The sequence below is a fragment of the Actinomadura sp. DC4 genome (assembly GCF_030406325.1).
Taxonomy (GTDB): Bacteria; Actinomycetota; Actinomycetes; order Streptosporangiales; family Streptosporangiaceae; genus Actinoallomurus.
Window position 1 is genome coordinate 102,491 of sequence record NZ_JAUEQY010000032.1, and the last position, 14,175, is coordinate 116,665.

Consider the following 14,175-nt stretch of genomic DNA (forward strand, 5'->3'; position numbering starts at 1 on the left):
GGCGGTGACCATGTCGCCGAAGCCGCACGGCCCGACGCTGCTGGTCATCGGGGCTGACGCTTTCCGCACGGCCGCGTTTTTGACCTGGGCCAGGCAGGGCCGGCGGGTCGTGCTGGCCGACGGCAGCTCGCACGCGCGGTACGAGCACGCTGTCAGTGAGTTCCACGCGCTCGATGCCCGAGACGAGAGCAGCGACATCGAGGCGCTCGTCCGGCTCGGCGCCCGCGCCGACGCGGTGGTGACGCTCTCGGACGGCTCGCAGATCACCGCGGCGACGGTGGCTCACGAGCTCGGCCTGCCCGGAACGGGCGTCGGCGCGGCCCGGGTCGCGAGGTCGAAGGCCCGCCAGCGAGCGGTGGCCGCCGCTGCCGGCCTCGCCGTCCCGGCCTGGCGCGAGGTCCGCGGCCGGGACGACATCAGTGCGTTCTACGGAGGGCGCCGTCGCCCCGCGGTGCTCAAGCCGATTGACGCGGCGGCGAGCACAGCCGTGTACCGGGTGGACGACGAGGCGTCCGCGCTGGCGCGCTGGGGTGAGGTCCGCCGTTTCTCGCCGAACGCGACCGGCATCGTCGAGGAGTACATACCGGGGCTGGAGATCAGCGTCGAAGCCGTGTTCGTACGGAGCCGCCTGGAGTTCTCGTCCCTGACGCGGAAGCTGACCGGCGGTCCGTCGGGCTTTTTCGAACTGGGCCATGTCGTCCGCCCGGACGCGGCCGAGCCCGATGCCGACCGCGCCGCAGCGGAGGTCGAGCGGATCGCGCGGGCGTGGGAGCTCGGGAGCGGGATCATGCACGCCGAGTTCAAGATCGGGGCGGACCGGTGGACGCTGGTCGAGGCGGCCGTGCGCCCGCCCGGCGACTTCATCCCCGAGCTCGTCCGCCGGACCCACGGCGTCGACCTGTACGCCCTGCAGTGCGCCGTGGCCGGCGACGCCCAGGAGACCCCGGTGGCCCGCGACAGAGAAGGCGTCACCTCAGCGGTCCGGTTCGCCATCGCCACCGGGACGGCCCGGCGCCTTGTCCGCCCTGCCGAGGTGCTCGCCGACCTGCCCGACGTGCACGTCGCCAACCAGCTGGTCGAAGCCGGGCAGCGGGTCGGCCGGATCCATGGCAACTGGGGACGGGTGGCCTACGCGCTCGGCGCGTCCGTGGACGCCGACCGGCTCGACGCTCAGCTGACGAAGGCGATCGACCGGCTGGTCGCCGAGCTGGGGCTGGTGGCCGACGGCGGATGACGCCTCAGGCCGGGCAGGCTCTCAGTGCTTCGTGTCCTCCAGAAGCGCCCGCTCGTCCCCGGCCGAGTAGACCTGCTGGTTCTTCAGGATGTGGTTCCCGACGTGCAGCGGAGGCAGGACCTCGCTGGTCCGCGCGACACAGCTCGGCGCCGGTGTCACGATCGTGTCCCAGGCGGGGTAGTGGAAGAAGACGATCGACTGGCGTCGCGGGGTCGGCGTGCCCAGGCCGGGAGGGTTCACCACGCGGTGGTGATTGGCGTGGATCACCCGGTTGGTCCACCTCGCCAGCACGTCCCCGGTCTGGATGAACACGAACCCCGGCGGTATCAGGACCGGCCTCCAGTCATCCTCGGGCGTATGCGGGCGCCGGACCTCCAGCCCGCCGGTGTCGTTGCTGGACATGACCAGCGTGATGCCGTCCTCGTCGGTGTGCGGGCTGAGACGCACCTGCCCGGGCAGGGGCGCTTCGCGCCTCGACGGATAGTTGTTCACCGCCAGGTCGCAGAACGGCCGTTCCGTCCAGGCCGAGACGTCCTCGTGCGGCAGGTCCAGCGCGGTCGCGACCATGTCGATCACGCGGCTGGACAGGCCGCGGAACGACTGGAAGGCCTCCAGCCACACCGGCCGCATCCGGGCCGGCCGCCCCGGCCACAGATCGAAGGACTCGATGTCCTGCACCTGGAACCACTCGACCAGGTCCGGGACCTGGCCCGGCTCGACGAAGTCGCGGTCGCCGCGGTAGACCGGCGCCCATCCCTGCCACATGCCGTGCGCTCGCGAGTGAACCCTGCCCTTCTCCTGCTCGGGCAGGTCGAAGAACTCGGCCGAGACGTCGGCCATCTCCTGCTGCAGCTCGTCGGGGATTCCGTGACCGCTGACCAGCACGCATGACCAGTCGACGAGAGCCTGGGTCAGCTCGTCGGGGCTCGTCACCGCCAGGTCGAGTACCGGGACAGTGGTGGTGCTCATCGCGTAGTCCTTTCCGTCAGGAGGTCGGCCTGATCAGCGTGCTCTTCATGCCGGTCCAGAGCGCGTCGGCCCGTGATCGCGAGTACAGGTCCGCGTCGTAGGTGAGATCCCCGATGGCGTGGTCGGACATCATCATCAGCGTCAGCTCGAAGTCGTGGAAGATGGTCCCGTTGTGCACCGGGATCTCTGTCAGGTCGATGCCGGTCAGGCCGTAGGAGATGTCCTGCGGGGACTCGACGTTGAGGCAGAAGGTCAGCGGCTCCGGATCCGTCAGCCCGTACAGCTCTCGCATCAGCACTTCCGGAGGCACGCTCGGATAGCGCAGGGCGGCGGCGATGACCGACTTCGCGTAATCCAGGCGATCGTGATCCGTGCCTCGGCGGCTGATGTCGGTCATGGTCATCGGAAGCATGTTGGCGATGAACCCGACGAGGGGACGCTGCTCGCGTTTCACCCGGTTGTGGAACGGCACACCGACAGTGACCTGGTCGGTGTCTCCGTGCTCGGCGAGCGTCACCCCGACGGCGTCGAGGATGAGCGTGAAGACCGTGCAGCGTGACGCGCGAGCGTGCCGGTTCATGTACGCCGTCGCGGATGCGTCGAGGAACGTGTCCAGCGCGTCGGCGCGCGCCTCGGCCCCGTCGATCCGCTTTCCGTCTCGGGGGAGGTGGAGTTCCGGCGGAGTGGCGGGCAGCAGCTTTCGCCAGTGCGCCAGGATCTTCGTGAACTTCTCGCTGTCCGAGCGGTACCGCTCCTCGTGGCAGTAGTCGCTGTAGGTGTACGGCAACGGGGCGAGCGAGGGGTCGCGACCGGATACCGCCTGCCCGTAGGCCTCTCCCAGGTCGGCCAGGAAGACGTACACGGACCAGCCGTCGACGACTATGTGGTGGAACACGAGTCCGAGGATGTGGTCGCCGTCAGGGAGCCTGACGAGGCTGATGCGCCACAGCGGCAGCGTGTCCAGGGGGATCCGGGTGTCCGCGTCGGCCCGGATGAGGTCGATGGCCTCTGCCTCGCCGGCCACCTCGATCGGCTCCAGGCTCGAGGAGACGGAGTCAGAGATCAGCTGGACCGGCTCTTCGTCGACGACCATTCTCGTACGCAGCGGCTCGTGCCGGGCCACCACGGCGGCCAGCGCACGACCTAAGGCATCGACGTCGAGACGGCCGTGCAGCTTGAAGGCGCAGTAGACGTTCTCACGCGCGGACCTCGTGGCCTGTTCGGCGTGCCACATCTCCAGCTGCACCGGTGCCATCGGCACCTTTCGCTCTGCCATACCGAGACTGCTCTTTTCTAGGGTCTGAGCCTGCGAGCAGGCGACTGACATCAATGGCCGGTATCGGGTCAGGAGTCGCCGCGTACGCCATTCCAGACCAGCATCGACAGATCTGCCGCACCCGACACCTGGAAGATGTCCTCGATGGACAGCTCGTATCCGAACTCGTCCTCGATCGTCGCCGCCACTTCGATGGCCGCCAGCGAGTCGCCGCCCAGCTCGAAGAAGTCCTCGTCCGGAGCAAGCGGCCCCCGGCCGAGGACGGTGCCGAGGATCTCGCTGACGCGGCTGGTGACGTGCCCGGCGGACCGGGCGGTCTGGTCATTGCTCATGTCCAATTTTCCATTCGGGCTCATGGGTATCTTTTCGAGGACCGTGATGGCCGACGGCACCACCGGAGCGGGCAGCAGTGCCGCGACGTGTTTCTTGAGTTCCCGCTCCGTGAGCCCGCTGCCGGGCTCGACCACGACGGTGGCATGGACGGACGGGCCGGCATCGGACGGCGCTGTCGTCGCGGCGGCCAGGACGACTCCCGGGCAGGACCGGAGGTGGTGCTCGATCTCCTCGAGCTCGACGCGGGCACCGCGGATCGTGACCTGACGGTCTGACCTGCCCGCGAACACCAGGCGGCCATCGGCGTCACGGTAGGCCAGATCCCCAGTGGCGTACTGAGACCCGAACGGCTCGAGCCGCAGTCGCGCACCGTCCCTGTGCAGGTAGCCCAGCGCGAGATGGGGAGTCCGCACCACCAGCTCCCCGCGCTCTCCGGCGGGCACCTCCCGGCCGGTCGCCGAGACGATCTCGACCTCCAGGGCCGGCGCCGGCTCACCGAGCGGGACCACCGCGGCCGCGTCACCCGCAGGCTCATCGGAGGCGGCCGTGTAGTGCATCGCGACCTGGGGAGTCTCGGTGCAGCCGTAGACGACGGTGAACTCGGCCCCCGGCGCGACCTGGGCGAAGGAGCGAAGATCACCGGCATGGACCACCTCGCCGCCGAGGAGCACGCGTCGCAGGTCAGGCAGTGACACCTTCCCCGGGACGAAGACGCGGCGCGCCATCGTGGGCGTCAGGTGCGTGGCGGAGATCCGGCGCTCGCGCAGCCAGGTCGCCAGTGCCTCCGGACGCGCCCAGGTGCGCAGGTCCGGGATGAACAGCTGAGCACCCAGGGAGAGCGGGCTGAAGACGTCTCGGATCAACGGGTCGTGGGACAGGCCGGAGAGCATGCTGAAGCGGTCACCGGCCTGTAAGCCGAACGTCTTCGGAGACCACGTGAGGTAGTGGACGACGGCGGCGTGTCCGCCCTGCACGCACCTCGGCGTTCCCGTCGTGCCGGACGTGAACGCCAGGTAGGCGGGCGGTCCGGCAGGCGCCGGATCGGGATCCGCGAGGCATGCGCCGTCCTCGGCCCCGGGAGCCTCCGGGGCCCGCTTGTCCAGCCGGTCGTCCTCCAGCACGGCATGGGGCCGGCACGCGTCCACCATGGCCTGTACCCGGGCACGCGGGTATGTCCGGTCCAGAATCGCGAACTGGCACCCGGCCAGCAGCACCCCGAGTAACTGGATCACGAGGCGGGGGTTCCTCCTGGCGAGGATCGCCACCCGGGAACCGGGCGCCAACCCCAGGTCCGTCAGCGCCACGGCGACACCTCGACCGGACGTGAGGAGCTGGCCGTAGGAGAGACACTCATCGCCGGAGAACAGCCCGGGCCGGTCGGGGCCGGCCTCGGCCAGTCGTACGAACCGGGAGTGAATGAGCTCAGGCGATGCGCTGATCACCGGTGACGGCGCGGTCAACGAGTCCGCGGCGTCGGCCTTCCGCCACGGATCCTCCGAGCCCGAGGGCACGCTCGCACCTCCCGTGTCTCGTCGGCTCCGTGTGGCCGGCGACAAGTGCGTCATCCGGCGGCTCAACGATGCAGCGGCAGCCTATAGCGGGTGCAGTGGTGCCTTCTAGTATATGAACGGATTCGTGGTCATAGGTAGTTGAACTGGCCTCCGAGGCCGGTGACGCACCTGCTCATCGTGATGCGCAGCTGACTGCCTTCCCACGGGTGGCAAATTGTGATAGATCTAACCTTAAGATGCGACAAGGGGCGGCGCCTGTCCTTCAGGTCAGCGATCTATCAACACATATTCACCTGACCAGTTCGGTCGTGCACGCGGTCGGCAATGTGGATCTGCGCATTGCGCCGGGTGAGACCCTGGGGCTGGTGGGCGAATCGGGCTGCGGAAAGTCGATGACGGCCCTTTCCATCATCGGGCTGCTACCGCCCGGCGGAGCGATCGTCGGCGGCTCGGTCAAGCTGGACGGCAGGGAGCTGGTGGGCCTGGCCGAAAATGAGCTGCGCGGGATCCGCGGCAACGAGATCGCGATGATTTTCCAGGACCCGCTCACCTCACTCGACCCGACGAAGACGATCGGCTATCAGGTGGCGGAGCCGGTGCGGCTGCACCAGGGCGCGAGCCGGGCGGCCGCCATGACCCGGGCCACCGAGGTGCTCGGCCTGGTCGGCCTGCCCCGGCCGGCCGAGCGGCTGGGCGACTATCCGCACCAGCTTTCCGGCGGCATGCGACAGCGCGTGATGATCGCGATGGCGCTGAGCTGCGAGCCCAGGCTCCTGATCGCCGACGAGCCAACAACCGCGCTCGACGTCACCACCCAGGCGCAGATCCTCGCACTGCTGCATGATCTCAAAGACCGCCTGGGCATGGCGATGTTGCTGATCACGCACGACATGGGGGTGATCGCCGGCCACGCGGACCGGGTCCAGGTGATGTACGCGGGGCGGATGGTGGAGGTCACCGAGACGCCGGAGCTGTTCGCCGGCATGCGGCACCCTTACACCCAGGCGCTGCTGGCATCCATCCCGCGGCTGAGCCAGGACAACAGTCGGCAGCTGCTGACGATCGCCGGGCTGCCACCGGACCTGTCCCGGCCGTCGACGGGCTGCCGGTTCGCTCCGCGCTGCGCCCGGGCCATCGGCAAGTGCGAGGAAAAAGAGCCGCCGCTGACGGGGGAGACCGCCGGGCACCTGTACTCATGCTGGCACCCGGTCGAAGGGCCCGCCGATGCCCCGGCGGAGAACGGCGCCGTCGTCCGCGCCCGCCCGGCTGGGCCCGGCGGCGAGACCGAGGCGCCGGCCGGCCCTCCTCTTCTGGAGGTACGGGACCTGGTCAAGAAGTTCCCGGTCACGGTGGGAGCGATCTTGCAGCGCAAGGCCGCGTTCGCGCACGCGGTCTCCGGCGTCTCGTTCACGGTGGCCGCGGGGGAGACGTTCGGCCTGGTCGGGGAGTCGGGTTGCGGCAAGACCACGATCGGGCGCCTGGTCGCGGCGATGGAGCGCCCGAACGCCGGGTCGGTGCTGTTACACGGCCGGGACGTGGCCACGCTCAGGGGCGGTGCGCTGCGCAGGCAGCGGCGTGACCTGCAGCTGGTGTTCCAGGACCCGTACTCCTCGCTCGACCCGACCATGCGGGTCGGCCCGATCATCCGCGAGCCGCTCGGCATCCAGGGAATCGGGACCCGCCGGGAACAGCGGCAGCGCGTCTTCGAACTGCTCGATGAAGTCGGCCTGCCGCGAAACGCCGTGGAGCGTTACCCGCATGAGTTCTCCGGCGGGCAGCGCCAGCGAATCGGGCTGGCCAGAGCACTCACTCTCAGCCCGAAGGTCATCGTCGCCGACGAGCCGGTCAGCGCGCTGGACGTCTCCATCCGGGCTCAGGTGCTCAACCTGATGAAAAGGCTCCAGGCCGACCACGGCCTCACCTACATCGTCATCTCCCATGACCTCGCCGTGGTCAGGTACATGGCCGACCGGATCGGCGTCATGTACTTGGGCAAGCTGGTCGAGGTGGGCCCGACGCAGGACATCTACCAGAACCCGGCACACCCCTATACGGCCAGCCTCATCGCGACCATCCCGGTCCCCGATCCGGCCGAGGCGCGGGCGCGGGAAGGCGCAGGGATCAAGGGCGAGCTGCCCAGCGCCATCAACCCGCCGTCAGGCTGCCGGTTTCGGACCCGGTGCCCGTTCGCCCAGAAGCTGTGTGCCGAACAGGAGCCACAGCCGCGCTCGTTCGGCCCCGGCCACATCGCCGCCTGTCATTTCCCGGTGGCTCTTTGAGCGGGTCGGTCAGTGCGCCATACTGGTGCGGGCATCACCTTCTCCTGCGGCCGTAATGGGGTGGCAGCCCTGGTCTGGACCGATCTCGTAAGCCCCGCCTATGCGCCTTGGCAATTCATGCTCGCGGTGGACGACGTCAACTACGACACGCAGGAAATCGCCGCACTTTCAGACGACAGAAACACCCCGGCGGTAATAAACCTCTCTTCCGGTATCAACTCCTGCCGTCCGCCTGAGCAGTTCGTCTCCTTCGTTGTGCGAACGGCCAGTCACCCGTGGTTCTGGGATGACCGCGACGGCCCCAGGGGACACGTGATCGGCCGGGCCGCCGTCGCCGCCTGTGAGTCGGTGCGCGGCGATCGGCGGCTCCCGCTCGGGATCGACAATGTGATCGTCACCGCCGGTGCCAGTGCCGCACTGACCATGGCCGCCCACGGGCTGCGTCGCGTGATGGCCGGAGAAGAAACCGCTGAGACTCCGGAGGCCGTCGTCCCGGTCCCCACGTTCTCCATGGCCGGTGGGTGCCTGACGCAGGCCGGATTCAAGATCGTTGAACTGGCGTCGGCCGAGGCTCACCGGTGGTTGCCCTCCGTCGATGAAGTCATCGGAGCCTTGACGCCGGCGACCCGCGTGCTCTACATCAACACCTTCAACAATCCCAGTGGTGAGCTCTACGACGCGACAGAACTGCGCCGGCTGGTGATCTGCGCGATGGAGCGGGGCATCACCATCCTGCACGACACTGTTTCTTCCGACATCTCCTGCGCGGAACCCATCCCTCACCTGCTGTCGATCGCCGACGCCGAACACTATCTGGACGGGGTGGTGACGGTCGGCAGCATGTCGAAGGCGCGTGCCATTCCCGGATTCCGCGTTGGCTGGCTGATCGCTAAGGCGGGCCTGGTGCGTCAGTTCGCCCGGCTCAACGACATCGTCGCACCATCGTCGCCGGCGATCGCGTCCCCAGCGCTACTGGTGGACCGGATGGCCACATCCTCGGCCTATCAGTCGGACACGGTCGAAGACCGGAGCTCGCCCGAGGGGACGAAAAGCATCTCTCCCGATGGCGACGTAACCGGCCTGATCCGCCGGCAGATCGAGCCCTATCATGCGGCATTCCCAGGGCTGGAAGCGTTCATGGAAGATGCGGCGGAAAGCATGGCGGCGGGCGGGACCGTCAGCGCCTTGTTACTCTGGAGACGCTCTCTTCGGGAGACTCTCGCCGCCAACGCCGGCCTGCTGACGGCGGAGTTCTCTGACCTGGTCAGCGATGTGCCGCAATGGCACGGCGACTTCAACACCTTCGTACAACTGCCGGCGCTTCACGGATACGACTACTTGAAGACGACCTATCAGCTCTTTCACGACTACGGGCTGCAGACGCTGCCCGCGCCGGCGTTCGGCCACGACGCCGCATGGTGGAGCAGGCAAGGCTACTTCACTCGACTGTCATTCGCTCTCCCGGAAGAAGAGTGGGCGGAAGGACTGCAACGCCTGCGTCATGCCTGCGGCACGGGCATGGCGGCTGGTCGCCGATGAGGTGACTCAGCGGGAGTCGGCACGCGCGCGGTGCCGCCAGGATAAGAGGATCATGACGGCGGCGGTCGGTACGGCACCAGCCAGCATCGGGGCACGGATTCCGGCGGTGGTGGCGAGTACGCCACCGCCGATCGCGCCCACCGCCTCCGCCCCACGGGTCGCGGTGAGATAGATGCCGGTCACCCGGCCGAGCATGCTGACCGGGACCGAGCGCTGAATCATGGTGACGGTCGCGATGTTGAAGAGCGCGAACGCCGCGCTGCCAGCGAAGATCATCGCTGCGGCGATGACGAGGTCGGCGCTGAGGCCGAGGACGGCCTGGGCTCCCGCCATCGCGATCCCGGAGAGAAGCAAGGAACGCCATGCTCCCAGCCGCCGGAAGATGCGGGCGCCGACGGCGCCGGTGAGAAGTCCTCCCAGTGCTCCGAGGGCCAGGAGAAGGCCATAGACACCCGGCTGCTGATGCAGAATCTGAATCACGTAGAGAATGAGTACCGCGAACCAGGCGGCGTCCAGGAAGCAGATGACGCCGCTGGCGATAATGACATCTCTGATATCAGAGCTGGTGCGTAACCACCGAAAGCCGTCCCAGAGGTCGCGTCGTAGCGACCTCACCGTTATGAGGACGTCGCGATCGGGCCGGCCTCTCGTCGCCGTCTGAAAGACGCTCGGCAGCGTGAGCAGCAACAGCGCCGACAGCCCGAGCGCACTCGCGTTTCCCGCGAACGGCATGACCGCGGCCACGCCGAACAGCCAGCTTCCGGCGGCCGGGCCGGCGAGCTCGTAGCCGACGATGCGGCCGATGACCAGCCGGCTGTTCGCGCGGTCGAGATCGGCGGACTCGGCGATGCGTGGCAGATATGTCATGGCGGCACTGTCACGAAGCGCTGAGCCGACGCCGGTCGCGAATGCGGCTACGTAGATGATGGCCATGCTGACGGCGTTGACGGCGATCGCCAGTGCCAACGCGGTGATGATGGCGGCCCGTACAAGGTCCACGATCACCATGAGCCGCCGGCCGTCGGTGCGGTCGACGATGATGCCGGCCCCGGTTCCCAGCAGCCAGGGAAGGCCCTGGACCGCCACGGCCACGGCCACGGCGGCAGGTGAATGCGAGAGTCGGCTGGCCAGGAGGGGAAACGCGGCAAGCCGGACGCCGTCGCCGAAGTCAGAGAGGAATGCCGACAGCCAGTATCGGGGAAACTGCGTCCTAAGCCCTGTCGCGAGTGTCACGTTTACCCCGTTGACCATCAGGCGGAACTGACGGTGTCATCCTGGCACGAGCGCTCCCCGTATGGAGGTGGGTAACCGCAACGGCTTTGGGCTCTTGACGTCTCCCGCTCAATTCGTAGGATCAGTTTTATATGTCCCCAACTTTAGTAAGTCCCGGACCATCGATTATCCGCCGGCCGGTCTTTCGTGACCACTCACGACCGGCATGGGAGAGGACCCGCGAAATGACAGCTGCCACCGTCCCAGTCCTTGACCTGGCCACGACGAGCGCCGGCGAGCTGACCCAGGCCCTGGTCGACTGGTCGTGTGTCATGGTCAGCGGCCACGGGATCCCCGGTGATCTGCAGCAGGAGATGGCCGATGTCTCGGCGGAGTTCTTCGACCTGCCAGAGCAGGAGAAGGACAAGGTCCGCTCGCCGGGGGAGGGCCTGTGGCAGGGGTGGGTGCCGATCTACCGCGGCGACCCGGAGTTCGTCGAGCCGGGCGTGGTTCCCGATCTGACCGAGTGGTTCCAGGGGCATGACTTCGAGTCCTTCCCCCTGTGGCCCGAGCGGCCGGCGCGGATGCGGTCGGTGTACCTGGCGTTCTTCCAGGCGTGCCGTGCCCTGTCCACTCGGGTGGTCGACATGATCGCGACCGGGCTGGACATGCCCAGAGAGGATGTCCCGGCCTGGACGGAACGGCCGTTCTGCGGCATAGCGGCGAACAACTACCCGGCGAGGAACGAAGCGCCGTTGCCCGGGCAGGTGCGGTTCAGCCCGCACACCGACGAGGACGGCATCACGATGGTCATGGCCAGGAAGGACCCTGGTGGGTTGCAGATCCGGCGCCCGCACTCGCCCGAGGACGACTGGCTGCCCGTCGTCCTGCCGCCGGATGCGGTGTTCATCCAGGTCGGAGACCTGATGGCCAGGTGGACCAACCGGGTGATCCACGCCAATGAGCACCGGGTGGTGTACCCGCCCGACGCGGGCGCGACGATCCCGCGGCGCCAGTCGGTCATCTTCTTCCTCGACCCCGCGCGGGACGCGACCGTGACACCCGCTCCGAACTGCGTCGCGCGGTCAGGTGAGGCTCTGCCTCCGCTGCATGTCGGGGAGTACGTCTTGAACAGCCAGAAGGTGTACTCGTCCGGGGACGAGCAGGCACTGCTGGGAGACATCGAGGACTGAGGCTGCCGCCCAGCCCGGCGCACCGCCTCGGAGCGCCGAGCCGGCCGGCACCCCGGGTTCAGGTGTCCCGCGAACCGATCGACCCCTGCATCGCGGCCAAGGACAGAGGGCCGATACGCCGGTCCTCGGCGCTTGACCGGCGCGCCAGCGAGCGCCCGAGATCGAGCGTGACCATGGCGTGGCGGAGCCACCTGTCGGCGCCGTCGTAGCGTGGCCGGAACGGCCGTCGGCCATGGACTGACCGGTAGTTGTCGACGAGCAGCAGATCTCCGGGTTCCAGGGCGAGGGTGGTCATCACGGCCTCCATCCGCGAGCGCAGGTCGGCGAGTCCGGCCTGCGCCCGGGTGTCACCGGGCACCGCGTCGGTGTAGGTCCAATCGAGGCACAGACCTGGTGCGGACCGGCTGCCGTTGAGCACCGGGCGCCTCACGGTCACCTCGTCGGTGATCCCCATGCCCTCCAGATGCTCGGAGTCGACCTGAATGAGGAAGCGCGGCTCGAAGAGCACCTCTGTGTCCAGGCCGGAGAGGTCGGCATCGTCGATCGCGGCCAGCATGGTCTCGGTCCGGTCCGGGTTGCGCATGGCGATCAGGCCGAAGAAGTCACAGCGGTCCTCATCGAAGGGGTCATCGACGTGGAAGTCGAACCCTCCGAGGCTGCTGAGCCCGAGCTGGGCATCCTCCAGCCCCTCGATCGGCAGGATGTCCTCGACCAGGCTGCCCTCCTGCAGGCTCGTGAAGGAGAAGATCTCGCCCAGTTGCCCGCACACCAGGGTCAGCCAGAAATCGTGCAGGAGCGTGTCCTCGGGCCGCCACTCCCGCCAGTGTGTCGGGGTCGGCGCGGTCACCTGAAGCGGCATGCCGCGGATCAGCAGGGCCGCCGTTGAACGCCGATCGCGCAATCGGGCCAGATGATCGGTGAGGTCGGGTGGCAGGAGATCCGCCAAGCGAGGGATCGCGTTCAGATAGACAGGGTCGTTTATCTCTGCGTATTTGCTCCCTAGCTGCCTGAGTGATTCCAGGAGGCGCGCTCCATCGGTGGCCGCGATCACATACTCTTGTACGCTTGACCTATCGTTGGAGTCGTCTAATCTCTTGGCCATCATCGGCTCCCAACCGGCTCGATTTGCAGGCCTGGCAAATACTGTGCGAGGCTCATGAGCACAAAGACCACACAGCAGTTAACTCTGCGTTGATTTCATTATTGCATCGGTGATCGAGAGCCCGCAATGGCCTGCCCGGACAGATCAGGGTGCGATTCCCGGGTGGGCGGAACACTGGCCCGGCGCCCCTGGGAGGCGGACACTATGGTCATGCGCTACCAGGCCGGCAGTGACGGTGTCGCCGAGGAGAGAGTGTTGCTATGACCGAGCGAAAGGTGCCGATGGCACCGGTGCAGCTGGAGATGTGGCACACCGAGCAGACCACGAGGTCCGCGCGTGAGAACGTCTACTGTGCCTTCAAGCTGCACGGCCGTCTCGACGTCGATGCCTTAGGTCGTGCGCTGGCCGCCGTGGTGGCCCGGCACGAGCCGCTGCGTACGAGAATGGTCGTCGAGAAAGAGCCGGTCCAGCTCGTCTCCGACGCCGTGTCGTGCAGTGTGGAGCGGACCGAGATAAACAGCAAGGACGAGGCCGTCGATCTGTTCAGAGCCATTGTGAGCACGCGGATTCCGTTGGATGCGATGCACCTGTGGCGTACCAGCCTTATGCGGCTGCCTGACGGCGACCACATCCTCGGATTCGTGTTCCATCACATCATCGTGGACGGCTGGTCCCTGTGCGTCTTCCTGGCCGACCTGGGCGAGGCCTATGAGCAGGCGGTGTCCGGTCGTGACCCCTCGCTCGCCCCGTTGCCGTACACCTACGGCGACTACTGCCACGCAGAGCGGTACCGCTCGGACAGCGAGAAGTTCGACAAGATCCTGGCGCACTGGCGAAAGCTGCTGCCCGCCACCCTGCCCGAAGTCCGTCTGCCCCGGGACGGAGAACGGAGTGAACGGGCCGAGCCGGCTGGCGGCACGCTGGACACCTCACTCGACGCATCCGCGACGGCCCGGATCGGCGGGCGCGCTCGGGCGTCGCGCTGCACGATCTTCACGCTTATGCTCGACGCCGTCACGATGACCCTCAGCGAGCATGCGGCCACCGACGACGTCATCGTCGGCGTGCCGTTCCACAACCGGACCAAACGCCAGTTGCGTTCCCTGGTCGGCTACGTCGTCTATGACGTGCCCATGGTGCTGACCGACATCAGCAGCAGGGGCTCGGACCAGGATCGGCTGCAGTATGCCAAGTCGGTCAGCGCCGCCGCCCTGCGCTTTCCGAGCACTCGAGGGCTGATGATGCGGGAACTCTACGGGTTGACGGATATGGAGCAGTACACCTTCATGCTCAACATCCAAGATCAGCCGGACATCGACTATGGCCTGGCCGGCATCGAAATGACCGAGATCCCGGTCTCCAACGGAACGTTCCTCCACGGCTTCGAGCTGATGCTGCAAAGAGTCTCCGGTCAGATCGACGGGCATCTCCTGTACGACGCGGAGTTGTACTCGCGGTCACGGGCCGACGCCCTCTGGACCGATATAAAGAGCAGGTTGCTCGTGCCCCCTGGCTGAGGCCGGAGCC

At 67.6% G+C, this 14,175-nt stretch carries 10 protein-coding genes; 5 read left to right on the plus strand and 5 right to left on the minus strand.

The window, feature by feature from the left end; translation table 11 throughout:
- Positions 1–10 precede the first annotated feature (10 nt).
- A complete protein-coding gene (locus QWU11_RS38410; RefSeq protein ID WP_290119486.1) occupies positions 11–1,234 on the plus strand; it encodes an ATP-grasp domain-containing protein in 1,224 nt (407 codons plus the stop codon).
- A gap of 21 nt (positions 1,235–1,255) precedes the next feature.
- Here the strand turns inward: QWU11_RS38410 and QWU11_RS38415 are convergent, their stop codons facing one another.
- The 3 genes from QWU11_RS38415 to QWU11_RS38425 all read right to left on the minus strand — a co-directional run bounded on the left by QWU11_RS38415 (position 1,256) and on the right by QWU11_RS38425 (position 5,323).
- Entirely contained in the window at positions 1,256–2,203 is a 948-nt protein-coding gene (locus QWU11_RS38415; RefSeq protein ID WP_290119461.1) for a 2-oxoglutarate and iron-dependent oxygenase domain-containing protein, read from the minus strand.
- A 16-nt stretch (positions 2,204–2,219) separates the two neighbouring features.
- Positions 2,220–3,479: a condensation domain-containing protein gene (locus QWU11_RS38420; RefSeq protein WP_290119462.1), complete on the minus strand. Its 1,260-nt coding sequence runs from the start codon at positions 3,477–3,479 to the stop codon at positions 2,220–2,222.
- A gap of 68 nt (positions 3,480–3,547) precedes the next feature.
- The gene (locus QWU11_RS38425) at positions 3,548–5,323 is read right to left on the minus strand and encodes a non-ribosomal peptide synthetase (protein ID WP_290119463.1); all 1,776 of its coding nucleotides are present in this window, start codon (positions 5,321–5,323) and stop codon (positions 3,548–3,550) included.
- 206 nt (positions 5,324–5,529) lie between these two features.
- Here QWU11_RS38425 and QWU11_RS38430 point away from each other — a divergent pair, with 206 nt between their 5' ends.
- Positions 5,530–7,602 carry an ABC transporter ATP-binding protein gene (locus QWU11_RS38430; protein WP_290119464.1) on the plus strand — a complete coding sequence of 691 codons (2,073 nt, stop codon included), beginning with the start codon at positions 5,530–5,532 and terminating at the stop codon, positions 7,600–7,602.
- A 60-nt stretch (positions 7,603–7,662) separates the two neighbouring features.
- Entirely contained in the window at positions 7,663–9,141 is a 1,479-nt protein-coding gene (locus tag QWU11_RS38435) for a pyridoxal phosphate-dependent aminotransferase (RefSeq protein WP_290119465.1), read from the plus strand.
- Between the two features lie 6 nt (positions 9,142–9,147).
- On the opposite strand, the gene QWU11_RS38440 is transcribed toward QWU11_RS38435, so the two are convergent.
- Positions 9,148–10,374: an MFS transporter gene (locus QWU11_RS38440; protein WP_290119466.1), complete on the minus strand. Its 1,227-nt coding sequence runs from the start codon at positions 10,372–10,374 to the stop codon at positions 9,148–9,150.
- A 224-nt stretch (positions 10,375–10,598) separates the two neighbouring features.
- Here QWU11_RS38440 and QWU11_RS38445 point away from each other — a divergent pair, with 224 nt between their 5' ends.
- Entirely contained in the window at positions 10,599–11,546 is a 948-nt protein-coding gene (locus tag QWU11_RS38445) for a 2-oxoglutarate and iron-dependent oxygenase domain-containing protein (RefSeq protein WP_290119467.1), read from the plus strand.
- Positions 11,547–11,604: 58 nt separating this feature from the next.
- On the opposite strand, the gene QWU11_RS38450 is transcribed toward QWU11_RS38445, so the two are convergent.
- Positions 11,605–12,597: a TauD/TfdA family dioxygenase gene (locus QWU11_RS38450; RefSeq protein ID WP_290119468.1), complete on the minus strand. Its 993-nt coding sequence runs from the start codon at positions 12,595–12,597 to the stop codon at positions 11,605–11,607.
- A 311-nt stretch (positions 12,598–12,908) separates the two neighbouring features.
- On the opposite strand from QWU11_RS38450, the gene QWU11_RS38455 reads away from it, so the two are divergent.
- Positions 12,909–14,165: a condensation domain-containing protein gene (locus QWU11_RS38455; protein ID WP_290119469.1), complete on the plus strand. Its 1,257-nt coding sequence runs from the start codon at positions 12,909–12,911 to the stop codon at positions 14,163–14,165.
- The last annotated feature ends 10 nt before the right edge of the window (positions 14,166–14,175 follow it).